Source organism: Isoptericola sp. NPDC058082, assembly GCF_042885055.1.
Taxonomy (GTDB): domain Bacteria; phylum Actinomycetota; class Actinomycetes; order Actinomycetales; family Cellulomonadaceae; genus Isoptericola.
Window position 1 is genome coordinate 68,872 of sequence record NZ_JBHVSQ010000011.1, and the last position, 22,642, is coordinate 91,513.

Consider the following 22,642-nt stretch of genomic DNA (forward strand, 5'->3'; position numbering starts at 1 on the left):
GGCTGCCGCCAGAGATGTATCCCTCCCGCCGCCCCCCCCCCCTCCCACCCGCCCCCCCAGCCCCCCCCGCACCCCCCCCCCCCAACCCCCCCCCGCCCCTCGGGGCCTCCGGCGTGCCCGGGCCGTTCCCGGGCAGTGCCCGGGCATGAGCGCGGGCCCCACCCGGCGCGTGGCGTCTGGATCGAGTCCGTCGGCGTCCCGGTCGGCCCGGGCGCCGCCGCGCGTTGTTGCGACCAGCATGACGACGAACCCGATCGACACCGCCGCGGCTCCCGCGGCGGCCACGACGACGGCCCCGACGAGGGTCCCGGGGGCGCCCGGCCCCCTCCCGCGCCGGCGCGCCGCGCTGGCGCTGGCCACGATGTTCCTGGGCAGCTTCTCGCTCGTGACGGCGGAGTTCCTGCCGCCGGGGGTGCTCACCCCGGTGGCGCAGGACCTCGGTGTCTCCGAGGGCGTGGTCGGCCTGTCGGTGAGCGCCACGGCCCTGACGGCGCTGGCCACCGCCCTGGTGCTGGGCTCGCTCTTCCCGCGCACCGACCGCCGCACGCTGCTCGTGGTGCTCGCGCTGGGCGCGGTCGCCTCCAACGTGCTGGTGGCGCTGGCGCCGAGCATCGGCGTGCTCATGGCCGCCCGGCTGCTGCTGGGTGCGGCGCTGGGCGGCTACTGGTCGATGTCCCTGGTCATCGCGACGCAGCTGGTCCCGGCGGACCGGGTGGGCAAGGCGATGATGGTGGTCAACGCGGGAACGACGGTCGCCACGGTGGCCGGGGTGCCGCTGGGCGTGATCCTCGCCGCCGCCGCCGGCTGGCGCGTCGTGTTCGTGGCCGCCGCGGTGGTCACGGTGGTGACGGCGGTCGCGATGCGCGTCGCCCTGCCGCCCGTGGCGCCGACGCCCGGCATCGGCTGGTCGGCGACGGGCCGGGCGCTGCGGTCGCCGGGCGTCGCGCTGGGGCTGGTGGCGATCGTGGCGGTCATCGGCGGGCACTTCGCCGGCTACACGTACGTGCGGCCCGCCCTGTCGCTGCTGCCCGGTGCGGACGTCGGGACGGTCGCCGTGCTGCTCGCACTGTTCGGCGCCGGCGGCCTGGTCGGCAACTTCGCGATCGGCGCGCTCGTCGACCGGCACCTCGCGGTGCTGCTCCTCGCGGTCCCCGTGGCCGTCGGAGCGAGCGTCGCCGCGGTCGGGCTGGCGTCCGCCGTGCCGCTGCTCGTCTACCCGGCCGTGGTGCTCTGGGGCGCGGCGTTCGGCGGCATCCTCAACGTGGTGCAGGTGTGGATCACGCGGATGATGCCGGACCAGGTCGAGGCGGGCAGCGGGCTCGTCGTCGCGGCGTTCCAGACGGCGATCATCCTCGGGTCCGCGGTCGGCGGTCTCGGCGTCGACTCCGTGGGGGTCGGCTGGACCTACCTCGTGGCGGCGGTGGCCGCGGTCGCGGGCGGGGTCCTGGTGCGCAGCACGCTGTCGCGGCGGTACTCGGACGGCGTCGCGCCCGTGTGACGGCGGAAGGCGCGGCCGAACGCCGTGTCCGAGCCGTAGCCCAGGCGGCGGGCGATCGTCGCGACCGGCAGGTCGCCCGCCGTCAGCAGGCAGCGCGCGTGCGCCACCCGCACCTGCGCCAGGTAGCGGCCGGGCGTCAGGCCCGTGGCGGACCGGAACCGGGCGGCGAACCCGGACCGCGACGCGAGCGCCACCCGCGCCAGGTCGTCCACCGTCCACTCCCGGCCGGGGTCGGCGTGGATCGCGGCGACGGCGCTGGCCAGGCCCGGGTCCTCGCGCTGCATGAGCCAGCGGGCCGGGGCGCAGCCGCGCGCGTACCAGGCGCTGATCGCCATCGACGCGACGAGCGTGACGACCCGGTCGCCCAGCACGCTGCGCGGGGCGCGGTAGTCCTCCACCAGCGAGCGCAGCATGGTCGCGGCCGTCGGCTCGGTCTGCGGCAGCTCGGTGAGGAGCACGGCGGCGGGCAGCACGCCCGCGCCGTCGTCCGCCCCGACCGGCGCGACCCGCACGCACTGCACGGCCGCGTCGGACAGCGCGTGCACCTCGAAGCGCGGCCCGTGCGGCAGGAACAGGAAGTCGCCGGGCGCCAGGTCGGCGACGTCGCCCACGCCGCGCACGCGCACGAGGCCGTCGGTGACCAGCAGGAGCGCGGCGTCCCCGGAGGTGTGCTCCGCCCACGCGCCGGCGGCCAGCGCGTGCCGGGAACGCGCCACGAACCGCCACTGCAGCCCGGCGAGCACGCGGTCGAGCTCCTCGGCGGCGGCCGACGCCGCGGTCGCGCCGGGTCCGTCGGGTCCGACGGCGCACGACGGCGTCGGCAGGTCCGTCACGGTCATCGCGCCTCCCCGGGCGCGACGACCGGCGCGTCCGGCCCGGGCCCTCCAGGAGCATGCCACGCGCGACGGGCGCGTGCGCGACCGTCCGGGCGTCCGGATCCCGGTCGGCGGAGGCCGGGGATCGCGTCCGTCGGCAGGGCGTGACTACGCTCCGGGGGATGCGCGCCGACGACCTGAAGAACGTTCTCCACCCGAACGCGTCGCAGCTCGCGCTGCTGGCCGCCGCGGAGCGGCTCGTGGCGCGCTCCGGGTTCGAGGGGGCGAGCTCGCGGGCGATCGTCCGGGCGGCGGGGCACCGCAACAACTCGGCCGTCACGTACCACTTCGGGTCGCGGCAGACGATGCTCGACGCCCTCTACTACTGGCGCAGCAGGCCGATCAACGAGCACCGCGCGCGCATGGTCGCCGAGCTCGTGGGCGAGGGGCGGGAGCGGGACCCGGAGGGGCTGGTGCGCGCGTACGTCGTGCCGTTCGTGTCGGCGGTCGAGGGGCTGCGGCCCAGCTCGTGGGCCCGCTACACGCAGGCCGTGCTCCAGGACCGGCCGCTGGTCTTCATGGACTGGGTGCGGCGCGACGTGAAGCGCTACGAGGGGGTCGAGGTCCCGGTGGTCGGCACGCTCGACCTGCTCGACCTCATGCGCACGGTGGCGTGCGACGGCGTCGAGCCGCTGGCCGGGCTGCGCGTCGCCACGGTCTCGCGCGCGGTGGTCGCCGCCGTCGCGGCGTGGGAGGCCGACGACGAGAAGGGCGACCTCGGCCTGCCGCCGCTCGACGTCCTCACCGAGGAGCTGGTGCGCTCCGCCACGGGGATGCTCACCGCCTGACCGCGGGGTCGCCCCGGCGGCCGGGCGGTGAGCGGCGACGCCGTCCCCCCGGACCGGCGTCAGCTCTCGGCCGCGCCCGCCCGTCGCCGCGACGCCCGCAGCAGCAGGCCACCGGCCGTGACCAGCAGCAGCGCGCCCAGCGCCGCCGCCCCGACCTCGGCGCCGGTGACCGGCAGGCTGCCGCCGCCCGGCGTCGCGGACCCGCCGTCGGACGGCCCCGCCCCGGTGCCCGGGGCGGCCGGCGTCGCCGGTGTCGTGGGGGCCGGGCTCGCGGTCGGGTCGGGCGACGGGCTCGGCGCCGCGTCCTGCGCGGCGAGGACGAAGTCGACGCCGGTCACCTCGCCGCCCGCCACCTCGAACCCGCGGGACGCGTCGCCCTCGACGACGTAGCCCTCGGGCGGCGTGACCGTGGCCGTGTACGCGCCGTCCGGCAGGTCGGCGGTCCACGCGCCGTCGTCGTCGGTGATGGCGGTGGCCACCTCGGCGCCCTCGGAGTCGGTGACGGTCACCTCCGCCCCGGGCACCGGGGCGCCGTCGGGGTCGGTGACGGTGCCGCCGACGGGCCGCGCGGGCGGCGCCACGGGGTCGGCGACGACGGCGAAGTCCTCGGCCAGGAAGCTCTCCCCGGCAGGGGTGAGGGTGATGGTCCGCTCGGTCTCGTCGGCCGTGTACCCGTCGGGCACGCTCAGCGTGATCGCGTAGTCGCCCGGCGGGAGCTCGCCCAGGAAGTAGTCGCCCGCGTCGTCCGTCGTCAGCGTGACGGGACCGTCGGGACCCGCGACCGTGACGGTGGCGCCCGGCACCGGGTCGCCCGCGTCGTCGGTGACGGCGCCGCCGACCGCGCCCGGTCGCGCCAGGGCGAAGTCGACCCCGGTCACGTCGTCGGTGCCCACGGCGACGTCCCGCGTGGCGGGGCCGTCCACGGTGTAGCCGTCCGGGGCCTGCACGGCCACGGTGCGGTCACCGGGCAGCACGCCCTCGAACGCGTAGGTGCCGTCCGCTCCGGTGGTCGTGCTGCGGTCGCCGAGCGTCACCACGACCCCCGCCACGGGCTCCCCGCCCGCGGTCACGGCGCCGGACACGGTCGCCGGCCCCCGGACGGTGAAGTCGTTGCCGGTGCTGGCCTCCTCCTGCCCGACGTCGACCACGAGGTTCGGCGGCGTCCCGGTGACCACGTACCCCTCGGGCAGGTCGCCGAGCGAGAGCTCGTACTCCTGCGGCCGGTCGTTCGCGACGTCCCAGGCGACGTCGTCCACCAGGTACTCGCCGCGCGAGCTCGTGACGACGGTGATCGGCTCGCCGCCGCCCACCGGCGTCAGCGTCACGGTGGCGCCGGGCACGGGGTTGCCGTCGTCGTCGAGCACGGTGCCGCTGACGGCGACGGGCTCGATGTCGCGGGCCTGGAAGTCGGCGGTGCCGTCGGTCTCGCCGAGGTCGACGTCGCCCACGACGGTCGGACCCACGGCGACGAGCCCGAACCGGTGCGCGTCCGACGACCCGGGCAGCTCCGTCAGCTCCACCCGGTACCCGGGTGCCGCGGTGTAGCCCTCGAAGGCGTAGGCGCCGTCCGCGGCGGACGTCGTGGTGGCGAGGGCCGTCCCGTCGGGGCCGAACAGCGTGAGGGTCGCGCCCTCGAGCGGGGCGCCGTCGTCCGTGGTGACGGTGCCCGTGACGTCGCGGGCCAACGACGCGAACCACGTCTGGTACACCGGGAAGCCGGAGCGCTGGAAGAACCCGATCGTCAGCCGCGTGACGGGCACGGTGGGCCGGAACCAGCCGGTCGCGCCGTTCGTGTCGGTCGCGGTCGCGTTGCCGAAGAGCTGCTGGGTGGCCGGGTCCCAGGTGGGGACCTCCGTGTCGGTGCACGACGGCGAGCCCGCGCCCTGGCAGTAGTTGAAGGCGCCCTGCCAGCCGAGCTCGTCGGCGGTGAGCTGCTGCCCGTCCGCCCCGACGGCGGAGACGCGCACCCAGTCGGCGTCGATGTCGCCGAGCACGAACGCCCAGCCGCCCGCCGGCGTCGGCCGCTCGAAGGTGTAGACGGTGGTCGACGGCGTCGTCGGGCGGTCGGCCTGCGGGCGCAGGTTGACGTACGGCTGGTTCCGGCTCGAGCCGAAGACCTCCCCGGGCGGTGTCGCGTCGGACAGCCACGACGAGGCTCCCGAGACGACACCGACCGTGCCCCCGCGTGAGTTGGAGGTCATGGTCGCGGCGGGGAAGCCGGCCGCGGGCAGCTGCATCGTGGTCGACCAGCTGCCGGCGGAGCCGGTCAACGGGTCCCACGCGGCCCAGCCCGCGGTCGTCGCCGCGGAGGACGTCGTGGGCGCCACGACGGCGGAGAGCGCGGCGAGCGTGAGCGCCGCGAGCGCACTGAGGATCCCCCTGGCCCGGTTCACGGGGACACGGTATGAGACATGTGTCTTGACCGCGCGGCGTGGCGCCGCGGCTGAGGTTCCTCAGAGGTCGGTCAGAGGTCGCCCGTCTTCTCCAGGCGCTTCATCGCCACCCAGCCGATCGGCACGCGGGCCCAGTAGGTGACGACGCGGTAGAGCATGGTGACGGTGACCGCGAGGGACGCCGGGATGCCGGCCGCGGTGAGCCCGGCGATGAGCGCGCCCTCGACGCCGCCCAGGCCGCCGGGGGTGGGCACCATGGCCCCGACGGAGTTGCCGACCAGGTAGATCACCGCGACGTCGATGAGGTTGAGCGACTGCCCGAACGCCGCGAGGGCGAAGTCGAACGCGAGCACGTAGCCCAGCGTCATGATGACGTTGCCGCCGAGGCCCAGCGCCAGGCGCGTGGGCTGGCCCAGCATCTGCGACAGCCGGGGCCACACCTGCTCCAGCGTCGGGCGCGCCTTCTCCCACGCCCACCGGCGGACGGACGGCACCAGCAGGATCGCGACGACGGCGATGGCGACGCCCGCGATGGCGAGCAGCACCGTGGTCGAGGGCAGGTCGATGAGGCCGCCGGAGCGGGTGGACACCGACAGCACGACCAGCAGCAGCACCGTGACGACGAACTGCGACAGCTGCACCAGCGCGACGGTCGCGACCGCCATCGGCGTGGACACGCCGCGACGGGTCAGCATCCGCAGGTTGAGCGCCGCGGGCCCGATGCCGGCGGGGGCGGCGAGCGCGACGAACGACCCGGCCATCTGGGTGAGCGTGGCGCGCCACAGCGGCAGCTTCTCCGGCGAGAACGCGCTGAACGTGAGCGCCGCGCCGAACCAGGTGATGGCCCCGAGCACGAACGACGCCGCGACCCACCACGGGTTGGCCTCGGTGATCGCCGAGGCGATCTCCTCGAAGTTCAACGTCGTGACGATCACGGTGACGGCGACGATCGTCAGGGTCAGCATGATGACCGTGCGGGCGCCGAAGCGGGTGATGTTCTGCGGCTGCACGTCCGCCTGCGGCAGCCGCTCGACGAGCGCCTCGCGCAGCTCGTCCAGCAGGCCCTTCGTGCGCCGCACCTCCTCGCGCGTCGGGCTGGGCAGCGCGATGGACTGCAGCAGCGGCCCGATGGCGGCGATGTCCTCGTCGGGCAGGGCGCGCACCGCGGAGGCGAGCGCCCGGCGCGCGCCCACCCGCAGCGCCAGCAGCGCGAGCATCTGCGTGAGGTCCAGCCGCCGCGACAGGGTGCCCGACGCGATCTCGCCCTGCTCCCACCCGGTGAGCCACACGTGCGGCGCACCGGACAGGTCGCGGTGCACCAGCACGACGTCGGGAGTCAGGGCGTGGTGGGTCAGCCCGGCGTCGTGGGCCCGCCGCAGCTGCTCCCACGCCTGGGCGAGCACGGCGTCGCCGCGCGTGCCGTCGAGGTCGTCGGGCTCGAGGTCGCGCAGGGAGACGGCGCCGCGCGCGTGCTCCTGCACCAGCACCACCGAGTCGTCGGCGACGCCGATGCCCTCCAGCCGCGGGGTGCGCACGCCGGCCGCCTGGGCGGCGTACGCGAGCAGGGCGGTGCGCTCGGCCGCGGCGCGCAGCGATATCGCGGCGCGGCCCTCGAGGCCGCGCAGCCGCAGCGCGCGCCACAGCCGCTGCACCGTGGTGAGCACCTGGCGGTCGCCGTCGAGCACCACGACGTCGCGGCGGGGCTCGCCGTCGCCCGTGAACAGCGCGTACACCCGGTTGTCGCCGGAGCGTGTGAGGGCCACGGCCGCCGCGTCCGCCGTGGTCGGGTCCGGCGGCAGGGTCAGCTCGTCGTCCGTGGCCTCGTCGACCACGTCGCCGTCGGCGTCGTAGGACGCCACCGGGTCCTCCGGCACGGGGGGCGCGCGGTCGGCGTCCGCCTCGTCGTCGACGACGGCGGAGACGTCGCGCACCCGCACCAGCGCCGTCGGGTGGAACCCGGCCCGCCGCACCGCCGCCACGAGGTCGGCGCCGTACGCGCGCTCGCTGCGCACGCCGGACACGTACTGCACCGCCTGCCCGGCGAGGCGGCCCAGCAGCAGGGCGACCAGCACGCCCGGCAGCGACACCTGCCCCGTGATGAGCACGATGAACAGGGCCAGGTACAGCACGTTCCACGACCAGCGCACGGTGCGCCGGCGGGTGCGCGGGCCGGCGGTGGTGAGCAGGCCGGCGATCGCGGCGACGTACCCGGGGATGGTGAGCTGCCACGCACCGTCGGTGTACACGGACAGGCCGCGCACGAGCTCGTCGCTGCCGAACCGGGAGATGGTCAGGGCGGTGACGACGCCGAGCACGAGCCCGAGCGCGGCCGCGCAGATGGACTCGACGACCTGCCGGCCCAGCCGGCGCCAGCCGAGCTCCACCAGCACGGCCGCGGGCACGAACAGGGTGATGAGGCCCTCGAGCAGCGCGACCGGGACGAAGAGGATGCGCGCGAGCAGGGAGCTGAAGGTCCGCACGTCCTGGGTGACGCCCTCGGTGGTGGCGTGCGCGACCACCGACAGCACGAGCACCAGGGCCACGCCCAGGGCGCTGACCACCATGCCGAGCATGTCGGACGGGTGCCGCACCCGGGCCTCGGGGGTGTCGACGACGCGCACGAGGTCGGTCGGCGTGCCCTGGTCGGAGGTGTCGCCGCCGAGCAGCGCCCGCAGCGGCCCCGTCGGTGGCAGGGCGTCGCCCGTGGGGCTCCGGTGCGAAGGATCCTGGGCAGGACCCGCGGTGCTCGCTCCGGACATGCCGGAAAGTCTAGGTGTTACCGGGCCTCACGGCCTGTGACACGAGGTAGAGAGCGGTGGTAGGTTCCCGGACCACGATGCGATCACCGGCCAGGGTGTGACCCACGCCCGTGACCACGGCGACACACCGGTGTGCTAGAAACGCCCGCATCGTGACGAGTCCGCGGCCACCCGCCGCGGCCGGCCTGGACGAAGGGGACCACGACCATGAGTGCCATCAGAGGCTCGCGACGGCTGCTTGCCGGCGCCGCAGGAACCGCAGCGCTCGCGCTGGTGCTGACCGCGTGCGGCGGGGGTTCCGGCGACGGCGGGAGCGGCGGCGGCGGAGGCAGCGCCGAGTCGCTGGTCGTCGGCACCACCGACAAGATCACGTCGCTCGACCCGGCCGGGTCGTACGACAACGGGTCGTTCGCGGTGATGAACCAGATCTACCCGTTCCTCCTGAACACCCCGTACGGCAGCCCCGACGTGGAGCCGGACATCGCGGAGTCGGCGGAGTTCACGTCGCCCAAGGAGTACACGGTCAAGCTCAAGCCGGGCCTGAAGTGGGCCAACGGCAACGACCTCACGTCCTCCGACGTCAAGTTCACCTTCGACCGCCAGCTCGCGATCGCGGACGAGAACGGCCCGTCGTCGCTGCTGTACAACCTCGACTCGGTGGAGACGCCGGACGACACGACCGTCGTCTTCAAGCTCAAGAGCGAGAACGACCAGATCTTCCCGCAGATCCTGTCGTCCCCGGTCGGCCCCATCGTGGACGAGGACGTCTTCTCGGCCGACGCCGTGACGCCGGACCAGGAGATCGTCGACGGCAAGGCGTTCGCCGGCCAGTACTCGATCACGAGCTACAAGACCAACGAGCTCATCAGCTACGAGGCGTACGACGGCTACCAGGGCATCCTCGGCGCGGCCAAGACGCCGAAGGTCGCCGCCAAGTACTTCACGGACGCCTCCAACCTCAAGCTCGAGGTGCAGGACGGCTCGGTGGATGTCGCCCTCCGCTCGCTGTCGCCCACGGACATCGAGGACCTGCGCGGCGACGACGCGGTGAAGGTCGTCGACGGGCCCGGCGGCGAGATCCGCTACATCACGTTCAACTTCAACACCCAGCCCTACGGCGAGAAGCAGCCGGACGCCGACCCCGAGAAGGCGACCGCGGTGCGTCAGGCCGTCGCCGACCTCATCGACCGCGAGGCCCTGGCCGACCAGGTCTACAAGGGCACCTACACCCCGCTGTACTCCTTCGTCCCGGACGGCCTGACCGGCGCCACGGAGCCCCTCAAGGAGATGTACGGCGACGGTCAGGGCGGCGCCGACGCCGACGCGGCGAAGAAGCGCCTCGACGACGCCGGCGTCACCACCCCGGTCGAGCTGAACCTGCAGTACTCGAACGACCACTACGGCCCGTCGTCGGGCGACGAGTACGCGCTCATCAAGGACCAGCTCGAGGAGAGCGGCCTGTTCAAGGTCAACCTGCAGACCACCGAGTGGGTGCAGTACTCCAAGGACCGCACGTCCGACGTCTACCCGGCCTACCAGCTCGGCTGGTTCCCGGACTACTCGGACGCGGACAACTACCTCACGCCGTTCTTCCTCAAGGAGAACTTCCTGGGCAACCACTACGTGAACCAGGACGTGGAGGACATGATCCTCGAGCAGGCCGTCACGGCCGACGAGGCGAAGCGCACCGAGCTCCTGGGCCAGATCCAGGAGGCCGAGGCCGAGGACCTGTCGACCGTCCCGTACCTGCAGGGTGCGCAGGTCGCGGTCACCGGCGCCGACGTCACGGGCGTCGAGGACACGCTCGACGCGTCGTTCAAGGTCCGCTACGCCGCGATGGCCAAGGGCTGAGAGACGGACTGAGCTCTTCTCGTGGCTGCCCGTAGCACGGCAGGAAGCGCACTGGGACGCTACGTCCTGGTGCGCTTCCTGCTCATCATCCCCACCGTGTTCATCCTGGTCACCACCGTCTTCGTGCTCATGCGCGCGACCGGTGACCCCATCACCGCCGCACTGGGCGGCAAGCTTCCGCCCGACCAGCTCGCCGAGCTGATCCATGCGGCCGGCTACGACCGACCCATCATCGTCCAGTACTGGGAGTACCTCACCGGGATCTTCTCCGGCGACTTCGGCACCACGATCAGCGACAACCGGCCGGTCACCGAGGTGCTCACCACCTACGGGACGGCGACGCTGGAGCTCGCGTCCTACGCGATCCTCGTGGCTCTCGTGCTGGGCGTCCCGTTCGGGATGGTCAGCGGCTACTTCCGCGACCGTCTGCCGGACGCGGTGCTCCGCATCCTCGCGATCCTCGCGTACGCGACGCCGGTGTTCTTCGCCGGCCTCGTCCTCAAGCTGGTGTTCTCCGTCTGGCTGGGCTGGTTCCCGGTGGCCGGGCGCGTGTCCACCGACGGGGAGATCGCGATGCAGCTCGCCGGGGCCGACTCCGGGTTCATGCTGATCGACGCGTTCAAGACGGGCGACCCCGAGGTCGTGCTCGACGTGCTGTCGCACGCCGCGCTGCCGGCGATCGCGCTCGGCCTGCTCACCGCCGGCGTGTTCCTGCGCCTCGTGCGCACCAACATGATCGGCACCCTCGGCACCGGCTACATCGACGCGGCCCGCTCGCGGGGCGTCAAGGAGAGCCGCCTCGTGCGCAAGCACGCGTGGCGTCCGGCGCTCATCCCGATCATCACCGTGGCCGGCATGCAGGTCGCGATGCTGCTCGTGGGCGCCGTGCTCACCGAGACCACGTTCGAGTGGCGCGGCCTCGGCTTCCAGCTGTCGGAGTACCTCCAGGCGCGCGACTTCGTCGCCGTGCAGGGGATCGTCGTGCTGATGGCCGTGGTCGTGGCGGTGACGAACTTCCTCGTGGACGTCCTCGCCGCCCTGATCGACCCGAGGGTGAGGTACTGATGACCAGCGGAGAGATCACGAGCGTCGGCACGGCCGGCGCCGCCCCCGAGCACGTCGCCGGACGCGGGGCCTGGTTCAAGAAGCTGCCGGTGGTGCACCAGGTGCGCCAGAGCGTCGGGCTCCAGCGGGGCATGCTCGTCGCGGGCCTCGTGCTGACCACGCTGTTCGTGCTGGTCGCGGTCTTCGCGCCGCTGCTGGCGCCGTACGGCTGGTCGCAGCTGCGCAGCGGCGACGGCGTCGCGTTCGGTGCCCAGCAGCCGCCGTCGGCGGAGCACTGGTTCGGTACCACCGTCGGCGGCTACGACGTCCTGTCCCGCGTGGTGTGGGGCGCGCAGACGTCCCTGCTCGTCGTGCTGGTCGCGGTCGTGGCGTCGATCGTCGTGGGCGTGCTGCTCGGCCTGGTGTCGGGGTACTTCGGCGGCTGGCTCGACCGGGTGCTCGTGGTGATCGCGGACGCGATCTACGCGTTCCCGTCCCTGCTGCTCGCCATCCTGCTCGCCATCGTCATCTCGGGCGGGCAGTCGAGCATGTGGGGCGGCATCCTCGCCGCCGCGCTGTCGATCACCGTGGTGTTCGTGCCGCAGTACTTCCGGGTGGTGCGCGCCGAGGTGGTGCGGATCAAGGCGGAGGCGTTCGTCGACTCGGCGCGCGTGCTCGGCACCGGGCACTGGCGCATCATGACCCGCCACGTGCTGCGCAACTCCACGCGCACGCTGCCGCTGATCGTCACGCTCAACGCGTCGGAGGCGATCCTCACGCTCGCGGGGCTCGGCTTCCTCGGCTTCGGCATCGAGCCGACGGCGGCCGCCGAGTGGGGTTACGACCTGCAGCGCTCGCTCGCCGACGTCACCTCCGGCATCTGGTGGACCGCGCTGTTCCCGGGTCTCGCCATCGTCCTCGCGGCGATGGGCATGACCCTCATGGGCGAGTCGCTCAACGACCTGGCCGACCCGCGCCTGCGCTCGCGCGCACGCTCCGGCAAGGTGGCGGGGGCGGTCGCGGCGACGTCGGTCGAGGCGGACGCCTCCGACCCGGAGAACCCGGCGTCCGCCGAGCACTCGCAGGAGAACCCGAAGGGAGACGACGCATGAGCGCCGTCGCATCGAGCGCCGCATCGTCGAACGGCGCGGTCGCGTCGAACGGCGCGGTCGCGTCGGTCAGGGACCTCGAGGTCTCGTTCGCCACGGACGCCGGCCCGGTGCGGGCCGTCGCCGGAGTGAGCCTCGACGTCCAGCCGGGGGAGGTGCTCGCCGTCGTCGGCGAATCCGGCTCGGGCAAGACCGTCACGGCCAAGACCATCCTGGGCCTCCTGCCGGAGACGGCCACCACGAGCGGCGCCGTCGTGCTCACCGGGCGCGACGGCGCGACCACGGACGTCGTCGCCGTCTCGGCGGCGAAGCTGCGCCAGGTGCGCGGCCGCGACGTGGCGATGGTGTTCCAGGAGCCCTCCAGCGTGCTCAACCCCGTGTACACGGTGGGGTGGCAGATCGCCGAGGGCATCCGGGCGCACGGCGACGTGTCGAAGAAGGAGGCGCGGCGGCGGGCGATCGAGGTGCTCGGCACGGTCGGCATCCCCGACCCGGAGCACCGCGTGGACCACTACCCGCACCAGTTCTCGGGCGGGCAGAAGCAGCGCATCGTCATCGCGATGGCGCTGGTGCTGGGGCCGAGCCTCATCGTCGCGGACGAGCCGACGACGGCGCTGGACGTCACCGTCCAGGCCGAGATCCTCGACCTGCTGCGCCACCTGCGCGACGAGACGGGCACCGCCATCGTGCTCATCACGCACAACATGGGCGTGGTGGCGGATCTGGCCGACCGCGTCGCCGTGATGTACCAGGGCAAGGTCGTGGAGCAGGCGCCGGTCAAGGACCTGTTCGCCGACCCGCAGGCCGACTACACGAGGGCGCTGCTGAAGGCCGTGCCGCGCGTCGGGGAGGGCACCGCCCGCGCCGTCGAGCGCGCGGCGTCCCGGCCCGCGGGGTGGGAGTCGTCGGAGCCGGTGGTGCGGGCCGAGGGGCTGACCATCACCTACCCGGGCCGGTTCCGGCAGCCGGCGTTCACGGCCGTGGACGGCGTGGACCTCGCGATCCGTCCGGGCGAGGTGCTCGGGCTGGTGGGGGAGTCGGGATCGGGCAAGACGACGATCGCCCGCGCGATCGCCGGGCTCACGCCCGTCAGCGGCGGGTCGCTGCGCGTGCTCGGCACGGAGATGCTCGGCGCCAAGGGGCGTGACCTCAAGGCGATGCGCCCGCGGCTGGGCTTCGTCTTCCAGGACCCGGCCACGTCGTTCAACCCGCTGCTGACCATCGCCGAGTGCGTGGCCGAGCCGCTGGTCGTGCACGGTCGGGCACGCCACCCGGAGGCCGCGCGCGGTCGTGTCGACGAGCTGCTGGAGGCCGTCCAGCTGCCCCGCAGCTACGGCGACCGGTACCCGCACGAGCTGTCCGGCGGGCAGCGGCAGCGCGCGTCGCTGGCGCGCGGCCTGGCGCTCGACCCGGAGCTGCTCATCGCCGACGAGCCGACGTCGGCCCTCGACGTGTCCGTGCAGGCGCGCGTCCTGGAGCTCTTCGCCGAGCTGCAGAAGGAGCTGGGCTTCGCCTGCCTCTTCGTGTCGCACGACCTGGCCGTCGTGGACCTGCTCGCCGACCGCATCGCGGTGCTCTACCGCGGGCACCTGGTCGAGGAGGGGACGGGCGAGCAGGTGCTGGGCGGTCCGCGCGAGGACTACACCAAGCAGCTGCTGGCCTCGCTGCCGCTGCCCGACCCGGAGGCGCAGGCCGCGCACCGCGAGGGGCTGCACGCCCTGCGCACGCCGAGGTAGCTCGTCTCCCGCCGAGGTAGTTCGAGACGAGCTACCTCGGCGGGGGTCAGAGACCGAGCGCGTCCTTCCACTCCTGCGGCAGGAGCGCGTAGCCGACGAACGCGACGACGTCGAGCAGGGTGTGCGCGACGACGAGCGGCACGACCCGCTGCCGCCCCCACCGGCTGGTGTAGAACCAGGAGAAGACGACGCCCATCACGACGTTGCCGAAGAACGGCCCGATGCCCTGGTACAGGTGATAGGAGCCGCGCAGCAACGAGCTCCACACGACGAACCACAGGCGGGACCAGCCGAGGTCGCGGGTGCGCTCGTGCAGGTACGCGACGGCCACGACCTCCTCGAGCAGCCCGTTCTGCAGGGCGGCGACGATCAGCACAGGCACGGTCCACCAGTGCTCGTTCAGGGCGCTGGCCTGCACCTGGACGGTGATGCCGAGCAGGCGGCCGAGGCCGTAGAACGCGAGGCCCGGGATGCCGATGGCGGCGGCGAGCGCGAACCCCCACGCGACGTCGCGGCCCGGCCGGGCTCCCTCGAGACCCCAGTCGAGGCCGATCCGGCGACGCGTGCCCCGCCACGTGGCGCCGGCCCGCCCGCTGAGCAGGTACAGCGCCAGCGCGACCGGGACCAGCGCGAAGAAGATCCCCAGCAGCTGGTAGGTGAGGTCGAGCAGCGAGCGGTCGGACTGGCTCGCGTTGAGGGTCGCGGACTGCTGTGCGAGCGGGGTCTCGGCCGTGAGCCGCGCGACGATGTTGACCAGCGCGTACACGCCGCTCTGCCCCAGGCTGAGGCCCAGCACGATCCAGATCTCGGCGGTGGTGCGGCGTCGCGCCGCGGGCGTCATCGTCTGCGGGTCGGCCACCGTCCGGTTATAGCACCCGCCCCTGGACGATCAGGTGGACGGGGGACGGCCCGGACGCCGGGCGGGTGCCGCGTCGCGCGGCAGCCGACCGGCGTCCTTGAGCGCGCGGCGCAGCAGCAGGTCGATCTGGGCGTTGACGCTGCGCAGGTCGTCGGCGGCCCAGCGGGCGACGGCGTCGTGGATCGCGGGGTCGAGGCGCAGCAGCACCTGCTTGCGCGCAGGCCGGGCGGGGCGCCCGGGACCCTCGGGGCGCTCGGTGCCCGGGGACGCGGCGTCGTCCCCGGGCTCGTCCCCCGGTGCAGGGGCCGCGGGCGTCACTGGTACAGCGATCCCGCGTTGACGACGGGCGTGGCGCGGCTCTCGCCGCACAGCACCACCAGCAGGTTGGACACCATGGTGGCGCGGCGCTCGTCGTCGAGCGTGACGACGCCCTCCGACTCGAGGCGGTTCAGCGCGTCCTCCACCATCGAGACGGCGCCCTCGACGATGCGCGACCGGGCGGCGATGATCGCGCCGGCCTGCTGGCGCTGCAGCATGGCCTGGGCGATCTCGGGGGCGTAGGCGAGGTTGGAGATGCGGGCCTCGACGACCTCGACGCCGGCGACGGCGACGCGGGCCGCGACCTCGGTCGCGATCTCCCCGGACACGAGCTCCGTGGCGCCGCGCAGCGACTCGACGCCGTCGCCGCCGTCGTACGGGTGGGACATGGCGACGTGCCGCAGCGCCGACTCCGCCTGCACGGAGACGAAGTCGTCGTAGTCCTCGACGGCGAAGCTCGCCCTGGCGGTGTCCGCGACCTGCCAGACGACGATCGCGGCGATGTTGATGGGGTTGCCGTCGGCGTCGTTGACCTTGAGCTCGCTGGTCTCGAAGTTCCGCACCCGCACGGAGACGCGGCGCCTCGTGCTGAGCGGGACGGTCATGACCAGGCCCGTGCGACGGATCGTGCCGAGGTAGCGGCCGAAGAGCTGCACGACCAGCGTCTCGCCGGGGCTGATCACCGAGATGCCGGTGAGCACGGCGAGCGCGAGCAGCAGGCCGACCGCCAGCACCCCCACCATGGCCGGGGCGTCGCTCGAGACGGCGCCGAGCGTGCCGAGGGCCAGGACGAGCAGCGACACGACCACGCCGAGGACGGCGCCGCCCGCGCCGACGGACCAGGCGGGGCGCTCCGCGACGTCGACGCGGGTGCCGTCGTGGCCGACGGGCCGTCCGGTGGGCTCGCCGCCCACGGAGTCCTGGACGGGGGCGGTGCTCTCGGGCATGGCAGCTCCTGTGCTCGGGGCCGGGCGGTCCGGCGATGCGATAGCAAAGTGATATCACATTATTAGGGTCTTGTGCGTGGAGCTGCTCGGTGCCATGATCGACAAAGCAGTTTGCAGCACAAAGTTCTCTGTTAATCCTCTGCGAGGTAGCGATGACCGACCACCCTGACCGTCCCGGCGACGACGACGCCGGGCTGGCCGCCGCCGACTCCCTGCGGCTCATCCGCGAGCAGCAGGACCGCGCCCGTGCCGCCCTCGGGCCGGACGGCCGCGCGCTCTACGGGGTGTGGGGCGTCGCGTGGCTCGCCGGCTACCTGGTGCTGTGGTCCAGCGCGCAGGGACGCGAGCAGCCGGAGGCCTGGGCGTACTGGGTCTTCGCCGGCGCGCTCGCGGCGGCCGTCGTCTTCACCATGGTGCACACCATGAGCCGTACCTCGGGCACGCGCGGCGTCTCCGCCCGCACGGGCGCGATGTACGGCTGGGCGTGGATGCTCGGCTTCCTCACCTTCAGCGCGTTCCTCGGTGGGCTCGCCCGGGCCGGCGCCGACGGCGAGCTCATGGGCCTGGTCAGCAACGGGGGCGCGTGCCTCGTCGTCGGGCTCCTGTACCTGGGCGGGGCGGTCGCGTTCGACGACCGCAGCCTCTTCGTCCTCGGCGCGTGGATCCTGCTGGTCGCCGCGGCCGCCACGCTCGCCGGCCTGCCCCTCACCTACCTGGTGATGGCGTTCGCGGGCGGCGGTGGCTTCCTCGTGATGGCCGCCGTCGAGCACCTACGGATCGTGCGGCGCCGCCGCCGCCGGCGCCGCGCGGACGCGGAGGTGGGCCGTGGCTGACGCCCTCGACCCGGTCATCCACGCGCCCGCCCGGCTCCGGGTCGTCGCGACGCTCGCCGCCCTGGACGCCGGTGACGAGCTGAGCTTCCCCAAGCTGCAGAAGCTGCTCGACATGACCGCCGGCAACCTGTCCACCCACCTGCGCAAGCTCGAGGACGCGGGCTACGTCCGCGTCACCAAGACCCACGAGGGTCGTACCCCCGCGACGTACCTCGCGCTCACCCCGCACGGGCGTCGCGCCTTCGAGGACTACCAAGAGGCCCTCACCGGCCTGCTGAGAGGAGCCGGATCATGACCCGCACCCGACCCCCGGAGCGCGCCCCCGCCCTGGCCGGGGCGCCGCTCGCACCCCCCGCCGCACCCCCCGCCGCGGCCGTCGTCGCCGTGCGCGGCGTCACCCGGCGGTTCGGCGACGTCGTCGCGCTCGACGACGTGTCGCTCGACGTCGGCCCCGGCGAGCTCGTGGGCCTGCTCGGGCCCAACGGCGCCGGCAAGTCCACGCTGCTCTCGCTGGTCAGCGGCCAGCGCCGCCCGGACGCCGGCACCGTGCGCCTGCTGGGCGGCGACCCGCGCGACGCCGCCAGCCGCGCCGGGCTCGGCATCACCCCGCAGGAGACGGGGCTGCCCGCCACGCTGCGGGTGGGCGAGGTCGTCGACTTCGTCGGCGGGCACTTCGCCGACCCGGTGCCCACCGGCGAGCTGCTGGAGCAGTTCGGGCTCACCGACCTGGCGCGGCGGCAGACGGGGGCGCTGTCCGGCGGGCAGAAGCGGCGGCTCGCCGTCGCGCTGTCGCTCGTGGGGCGGCCGCGCGTCGTCCTGCTCGACGAGCCCACCACCGGCCTCGACGTCGGCGCCCGCCAGGCGCTGTGGGACGCCGTCCGCGCCTACCACGCGGCCGGGGGCACGGTGCTGCTCACCAGCCACTACCTCGAGGAGGTGCAGGCGCTGGCGCAGCGCGTCGTCGTCATCGACCGCGGCGTGGTGCGGGCGGACGACACGCTCGACGCCATCCTGCGGCGTGTGGGCCTGCGGCGCGTGGCGCTGCGGGCGACGGCCGACCTGGCCGCGTGGCCCGGCGTCGTGCGCGCGGAACGACTCGACGACGGCACGCAGGAGCTGTACACGGCGGACGCCGACGAGCTCGTCCGGTCGCTGGTGCGCGACGACGTGGACTTCCACGACCTCCGCATCCGGGGCGCGAGCCTCGAGGAGGCGTTCGAGGAGATGGTGACGGAGGCGGCACGATGAGCGCGACGACGACCCCCGCCCGGGCGGGGACGGCCCCGGGACCGCTGCGGCTGACCTGGCTGCACCTGCGCTACCAGTTCCTCGAGACGGTGCGCGTGCCCATCGCGGTGCTGGGCAACATGCTGTTCCCCGCGCTGGCGATGTTCTTCTTCGTCGTGCCGCAGCGCGACGTCGCGAACAACCCGCTCTGGGCCACGATGTCGGTGGCGAGCCTCGGTCTGTTCGCCGTCTGCTCGGCCAGCCTGTTCACCTACGGGCTGGGCGTGGCGGAGGACCGGCAGCTCCCGTTCGACCCGTTCCTGCGCTCCCTGCCCGCCGGCCCCGGCCCGCGGATGGTCGCGCGGATCGGCAACGGCGCGATCTTCGCGCTGTTCGGGCTGGTGCCGCTCATCCTCATCGGCTGGCTGTTCACCGCCGCGACGGTGACGTTCGGGCAGCTGCTCGCCGGGGTGGGCACGATCCTGCTGGTCTCCGTGCCGTTCGTGCTGCTGGGCATGGCCGTGGGCTACTCGCTGTCCGCCAAGGCCGCGCTGCCGGTGGTGCAGGCGGTGCTGTTCCCGCTGGCGTTCGCGGGCGGCCTGTTCCTGCCGCCGCAGGCGTTCCCGTCGTGGCTGGACGCGATCTCGCAGGCCACGCCGACACGCGCCGGTCGTGACCTGCTGGTGCAGGCGCTCACCGGCGAGCCCGCCTACGGGCTCGCGTGGGTGGTGCTGCTCGGCTGGACGCTGCTGTTCGCCGTCCTGGCCGTCGGCGCCTACCGCCGCGACGAGGGTCGCCGCTTCCGCTGACCCGGGTCCGTGCTGCGAGCATGATGGTGGCCCTGTTCCGCGACCGGAACAGGGCCACCGACATGCTCACGGCACACGAGGGTCAGCAGAGGTCAGCCGGCCCGGCGCAGGCGCAGCGAGTTGCCGACGACGATGACGGACGACGCGGCCATGGCCGCCCCGGCGATCATCGGGTTGAGCAGCCCCGCCGCGGCGAGCGGGATCGCCGCCACGTTGTAGGCGAACGCCCAGAACAGGTTCTGCTTGATCACGCGCAGCGTGCCGCGCGACAGGCGGACGGCGGCGGGGGCCGAGCGCAGGTCGCCGCGCACGAGCGTGATGTCGCTCGCCTCGATCGCGACGTCCGTGCCCGTGCCCATCGCGAGCCCGAGGTCGGCGGTGGCGAGCGCGGCGGCGTCGTTCACGCCGTCGCCGACCATCGCCACGACCCGGCCCTCGGAGCGCAGCCGGGTCACGACCGCGGCCTTGTCCTGCGGGAGCACGCGAGCGATGACGTCCTCGTCGGCGATGCCGACCTCGCGGGCGGCGACGCGGGCCGCGCCCTCGCCGTCGCCGGTGAGCAGCACGGGCCGCAGGCCGAGGTCGCGCAGCTCGCGGACGGCCTCGGCGGAGGTCGCCTTCACCGGGTCGCGCAGCACGACGACGCCGCGGGCCGCGCCGTCCCACGCGACGACGACGGCGCTCGCCCCGGTCGCCTCGGCGTCGTCGAACGCGGCGGCCAGCCCGTCCGTCCCGTCGCCGTCGAACGCGACGCCCTGCCCGGCCAGCCACGAGGGCTGCCCGACGAGCACGCGCCGGGCGTTGAGCCCGCCGTCGACCCCCAGCCCGGTGAGGCCCGAGTGCGCCCGTCGCACGACCGCCTCGACGCCGCCGCCCGGCGTGGCGCGGAAGTCGAACGCCTGCAGCGCGCCGATCCCGACGCCGTCCGCCCCCGTCCCCCCGGACGTGTCAGGCTCTGCGCCCGGCGTACCTTGCGATCGTCCCGACAACTCCGTGGCGGCGGCCGCCACCGCGTGGGCGATCGGGTGCTCGCTGAGTGCCTCGACGGCGCCGGCGTAGGCGAGCACCTCTCGCTCGCCGGCGGCGCCGGCGACGACGCGCTCCACCTCCATGCGGCCCTCGGTGACGGTGCCGGTCTTGTCGAGCACGACGGTGTCGACGCGGCGGGTGGACTCCAGGATCTCCGGGCCCTTGATGAGGATGCCGAGCTGCGCGCCGCGGCCGGTGCCGACCAGCAGCGCGGTGGGCGTCGCCAGCCCGAGGGCGCAGGGGCAGGCGATGATCAGGACGGCGACGGCGGCGGTGAACGCGAGCTGCACGTCGGCGCCGGCCAGCAGCCAGCCCACCAGGGTGAGCACGGACAGCCCGATGACGATCGGCACGAACACGGCGGAGATGCGGTCGGCGAGCCGGGCGACGGGCGCCTTCCCGGTCTGGGCCTGGGAGACGAGCCGGCCGATCTGCGCGAGCGTCGTCTCCTCGCCCACGCGGGTCGCGCGCACCAGCAGGTGGCCGGACGTGTTGACGGTCGCGCCGGTGACGGCGTCCCCGGGGCCGACGTCGACCGGGACCGGCTCGCCCGTGAGCAGCGAGGTGTCGACGGCGCTCGCGCCCTCGACGACCTCGCCGTCGGTGGCGACCTTCTCGCCCGGCCGCACGACGAACACGTCGCCGACGGCGAGGTCCGCGACGGGCACGCGCTCGGTGACGCGCCCGCCGTCGGGCCCGGTCAGCGGCGTGCCGTCGGGGGCGAGCCGCACCCGCTCGGCGTCCTTGGCGCCCAGCTCCAGCAGGGAGCGCAGGGCGTCGCCCGCGCGGCGGCGCGAGCGGTGCTCGGCGTACCGGCCGGCGAGCAGGAACGTCGTGACGACGGCCGCGACCTCGAAGTACAGCTCGGGGGTGCCGCCGGACTCGGACGGGATCAGCGACGGCCGCATCCGCATGCCGAGCTCGCCCGTGCCGCCGAGCGTGAGCGCCCACACCGACCACAGGGTCGCGGCGATGACGCCGAGCGAGACCAGGGTGTCCATCGTGGACGCGCCGTGCCGGGCGGCCCGCGCCGCCGCGGTGTGGAACGGCCACGCGCCCCACGTCACGACCGGCAGCGCGGCGGCGGCGACCAGCCACTGCCAGCCCGTGAACTGCAGCGCGGGGATCATCGACAGCGCCACCACCGGCACGGTGAGCACCGCGGACGCGACGAGCCGCCGGCGCAGGTCGGCCCCGCGGGCGTCGCCCGGAGCCGACGTGTCCGACGACGGGCGGGCCGGGGCGCGCTGCGCGTCGGACGGGTCGGGCGCGGTGGCGGAGGTGTCGGGCTCGGGGTGCACCGGAGCCGGCTGAGGATCCGGCACGGGCCGGGCGACGTCGCGGCGGCCGGTGACGCGGGCGCCGTAGCCGGCCTTCTCGACGGCCTCGACCAGCGCGGCGTCGTCGACGGGCGACGTGAGCTCGACGTGCGCGCTCTCGAGCGGCAGGTTGACGGTGGCGGTGACGCCGTCGACGCGGTTGAGCCGCTTCTCGACGCGGGCCACGCACGAGGCGCAGGTCATGCCCTCGATGGCGAGGTCGATCTCGAGGATCGGCGGCGTGGCCGGGGCAGGTCCTGCCGGGTCGACCGGCGAGGACGTGGGGGTGCTCATGAGGGTGACTCCCTGAGGTGCTGGGTGGAGGTCACCCGCGACGACCGGGGTGGCGGGGTCGCGGTGGGGGCGCCGCGTCGGGCGACGACGGCGCGGCGCGGAGGGCCTGGGTCGCGGACGCTCGGGGAGCGGGCGACGGTTCGGCAGGCGGTCCGCGGGGTGGCTCGCGGGGGCGAGCGGTGCGGCTCAGGCGCGCGGGGGCACGGTCAGGTCGTACGTCTTGTGCTCGCGCGCGGCGTGCTCGTGGCCGCAGCCGCAGGCCCCGTCGTGGGCGTGCTGCCGGGCGGGCGCCTGCGCGGCCTGCTGGGCGGCGAGCGCGTCCTGCTGGACGGCGACCGACGCGACGTCGTACCCGGCCTCGTCCACGGCCTCGCGCAGCGCGGCCTCGTCGAGCGGGGCGTCGGAGAAGACCGCGACGTCGGAGGTGCCGCCGACGTGCAGCTCGACGCTGACGTCGACGACGCCCGGGACGGCGGAGAGGTCCTTGGTGACGTGCGCGACGCAGTTGGCGCAGGTCATGCCGGTGACGCCCAGGGTGGTGACGGTGCTCATGCGTGCTCCTTCGTCGAGGGTGGATCGGCGGGTGGATCAGGAACGGACGAGGCGGCCGATGGCGTCGGCGGCCTCCTTGACCTTCGCGGCGCCCTCGGCCTCGGAGGCGCGGGCGGCGTCGACGACGCAGTGGCCCAGGTGGTCCTCGACGAGGCCGATCGACACGGCCTGCAGCGCCTTGGTCACGGCGGACACCTGGGTGAGGATGTCGATGCAGTACACGTCCTCGTCGATCATGCGGGCGATGCCACGCACCTGACCCTCGATGCGGCGCATGCGCTTGAGGTAGGCCTCCTTGTCGGAGGCGTAGCCGTGCGGCCCGTCGTGCGGGTGGCCGCCGTCGGCCGCGAGGTCGGGGAGGGGCGTGCCGGTGTCGGTCATGGGTCCACCATACCCCTAGGG

At 74.3% G+C, this 22,642-nt stretch carries 19 protein-coding genes; 10 read left to right on the forward strand and 9 right to left on the reverse strand.

Annotated elements, in window-relative coordinates:
- Positions 1 to 238: 238 nt before the first annotated feature.
- A complete protein-coding gene (locus tag ACFVS0_RS15260; protein WP_430588426.1) occupies positions 239 to 1,498 on the forward strand; it encodes an MFS transporter in 1,260 nt (419 codons plus the stop codon).
- Here ACFVS0_RS15260 and ACFVS0_RS15265 read toward each other — a convergent pair.
- Positions 1,405 to 2,337 carry a helix-turn-helix domain-containing protein gene (locus tag ACFVS0_RS15265; protein WP_430552366.1) on the reverse strand — a complete coding sequence of 311 codons (933 nt, stop codon included), beginning with the start codon at positions 2,335 to 2,337 and terminating at the stop codon, positions 1,405 to 1,407. The two genes, ACFVS0_RS15260 and ACFVS0_RS15265, sit on opposite strands and share 94 nt — an antisense overlap.
- 158 nt (positions 2,338 to 2,495) lie before the next feature.
- On the opposite strand from ACFVS0_RS15265, the gene ACFVS0_RS15270 reads away from it, so the two are divergent.
- Positions 2,496 to 3,161, forward strand: coding sequence for a TetR family transcriptional regulator (locus tag ACFVS0_RS15270; RefSeq protein ID WP_430563242.1), 666 nt, complete (start codon positions 2,496 to 2,498; stop codon positions 3,159 to 3,161).
- A 59-nt stretch (positions 3,162 to 3,220) separates the two neighbouring features.
- Here ACFVS0_RS15270 and ACFVS0_RS15275 read toward each other — a convergent pair whose 3' ends face one another.
- Together ACFVS0_RS15275 and ACFVS0_RS15280 are read right to left on the reverse strand one after the other, a co-directional pair.
- A complete protein-coding gene (locus ACFVS0_RS15275) occupies positions 3,221 to 5,554 on the reverse strand; it encodes a collagen binding domain-containing protein (RefSeq protein WP_430588427.1) in 2,334 nt (777 codons plus the stop codon).
- 71 nt (positions 5,555 to 5,625) lie between these two features.
- Positions 5,626 to 8,313, reverse strand: a complete 2,688-nt coding sequence (locus ACFVS0_RS15280; protein WP_430588428.1) for a flippase-like domain-containing protein — start codon at positions 8,311 to 8,313, stop codon at positions 5,626 to 5,628.
- 207 nt (positions 8,314 to 8,520) lie between these two features.
- Between ACFVS0_RS15280 and ACFVS0_RS15285 the strand changes: the two genes are divergently transcribed.
- Genes ACFVS0_RS15285 through ACFVS0_RS15300 form a run of 4 tightly spaced genes read left to right on the forward strand, consistent with a single transcriptional unit; the run spans position 8,521 to position 14,053 of the window.
- Complete coding sequence (locus ACFVS0_RS15285) at positions 8,521 to 10,164, forward strand: ABC transporter substrate-binding protein (RefSeq protein WP_430588429.1); 1,644 nt, start codon at positions 8,521 to 8,523, stop codon at positions 10,162 to 10,164.
- Positions 10,165 to 10,185: 21 nt separating this feature from the next.
- Positions 10,186 to 11,229, forward strand: a complete 1,044-nt coding sequence (locus ACFVS0_RS15290) for an ABC transporter permease (protein ID WP_430552361.1) — start codon at positions 10,186 to 10,188, stop codon at positions 11,227 to 11,229.
- A complete protein-coding gene (locus ACFVS0_RS15295; RefSeq protein ID WP_430552360.1) occupies positions 11,229 to 12,320 on the forward strand; it encodes an ABC transporter permease in 1,092 nt (363 codons plus the stop codon). Before ACFVS0_RS15290 ends, ACFVS0_RS15295 begins: the two co-directional genes overlap by 1 nt.
- The gene (locus ACFVS0_RS15300; RefSeq protein ID WP_430588430.1) at positions 12,317 to 14,053 is read left to right on the forward strand and encodes a dipeptide ABC transporter ATP-binding protein; all 1,737 of its coding nucleotides are present in this window, start codon (positions 12,317 to 12,319) and stop codon (positions 14,051 to 14,053) included. The genes ACFVS0_RS15295 and ACFVS0_RS15300 overlap by 4 nt, the downstream gene beginning before the upstream one ends.
- Positions 14,054 to 14,099: 46 nt before the next feature.
- Here ACFVS0_RS15300 and ACFVS0_RS15305 read toward each other — a convergent pair whose 3' ends face one another.
- Genes ACFVS0_RS15305 through ACFVS0_RS15315 form a run of 3 tightly spaced genes read right to left on the reverse strand, consistent with a single transcriptional unit; the run spans position 14,100 to position 16,177 of the window.
- Positions 14,100 to 14,894: a CPBP family intramembrane glutamic endopeptidase gene (locus ACFVS0_RS15305; RefSeq protein WP_430552371.1), complete on the reverse strand. Its 795-nt coding sequence runs from the start codon at positions 14,892 to 14,894 to the stop codon at positions 14,100 to 14,102.
- A gap of 48 nt (positions 14,895 to 14,942) precedes the next feature.
- Complete coding sequence (locus tag ACFVS0_RS15310) at positions 14,943 to 15,230, reverse strand: hypothetical protein (RefSeq protein WP_430563247.1); 288 nt, start codon at positions 15,228 to 15,230, stop codon at positions 14,943 to 14,945.
- On the reverse strand, positions 15,227 to 16,177 hold the full coding sequence (locus ACFVS0_RS15315) for an SPFH domain-containing protein (RefSeq protein WP_430563248.1): 951 nt from the start codon (positions 16,175 to 16,177) through the stop codon (positions 15,227 to 15,229). Before ACFVS0_RS15315 ends, ACFVS0_RS15310 begins: the two co-directional genes overlap by 4 nt.
- Positions 16,178 to 16,329: 152 nt before the next feature.
- Between ACFVS0_RS15315 and ACFVS0_RS15320 the strand changes: the two genes are divergently transcribed.
- From ACFVS0_RS15320 to ACFVS0_RS15335, 4 genes are read left to right on the forward strand one after another with little or no spacing between them, the layout of a single operon-like run.
- A complete protein-coding gene (locus ACFVS0_RS15320; RefSeq protein WP_430588431.1) occupies positions 16,330 to 17,010 on the forward strand; it encodes a hypothetical protein in 681 nt (226 codons plus the stop codon).
- Positions 17,003 to 17,305: a transcriptional regulator gene (locus tag ACFVS0_RS15325; protein ID WP_430552355.1), complete on the forward strand. Its 303-nt coding sequence runs from the start codon at positions 17,003 to 17,005 to the stop codon at positions 17,303 to 17,305. The genes ACFVS0_RS15320 and ACFVS0_RS15325 overlap by 8 nt, the downstream gene beginning before the upstream one ends.
- Positions 17,302 to 18,258, forward strand: coding sequence for an ABC transporter ATP-binding protein (locus ACFVS0_RS15330; RefSeq protein ID WP_430552354.1), 957 nt, complete (start codon positions 17,302 to 17,304; stop codon positions 18,256 to 18,258). Before ACFVS0_RS15325 ends, ACFVS0_RS15330 begins: the two co-directional genes overlap by 4 nt.
- The gene (locus ACFVS0_RS15335) at positions 18,255 to 19,046 is read left to right on the forward strand and encodes an ABC transporter permease (protein ID WP_430552353.1); all 792 of its coding nucleotides are present in this window, start codon (positions 18,255 to 18,257) and stop codon (positions 19,044 to 19,046) included. Before ACFVS0_RS15330 ends, ACFVS0_RS15335 begins: the two co-directional genes overlap by 4 nt.
- Before the next feature lie 92 nt (positions 19,047 to 19,138).
- Here the strand turns inward: ACFVS0_RS15335 and ACFVS0_RS15340 are convergent, their stop codons facing one another.
- The 3 genes from ACFVS0_RS15340 to ACFVS0_RS15350 all read right to left on the reverse strand — a co-directional run bounded on the left by ACFVS0_RS15340 (position 19,139) and on the right by ACFVS0_RS15350 (position 22,621).
- Positions 19,139 to 21,688 carry a heavy metal translocating P-type ATPase gene (locus tag ACFVS0_RS15340; protein WP_430588432.1) on the reverse strand — a complete coding sequence of 850 codons (2,550 nt, stop codon included), beginning with the start codon at positions 21,686 to 21,688 and terminating at the stop codon, positions 19,139 to 19,141.
- Between the two features lie 186 nt (positions 21,689 to 21,874).
- Positions 21,875 to 22,240 carry a heavy-metal-associated domain-containing protein gene (locus ACFVS0_RS15345; RefSeq protein ID WP_430552351.1) on the reverse strand — a complete coding sequence of 122 codons (366 nt, stop codon included), beginning with the start codon at positions 22,238 to 22,240 and terminating at the stop codon, positions 21,875 to 21,877.
- Between the two features lie 36 nt (positions 22,241 to 22,276).
- Positions 22,277 to 22,621, reverse strand: coding sequence for a metal-sensitive transcriptional regulator (locus ACFVS0_RS15350; RefSeq protein ID WP_430552350.1), 345 nt, complete (start codon positions 22,619 to 22,621; stop codon positions 22,277 to 22,279).
- Positions 22,622 to 22,642: the final 21 nt, after the last annotated feature.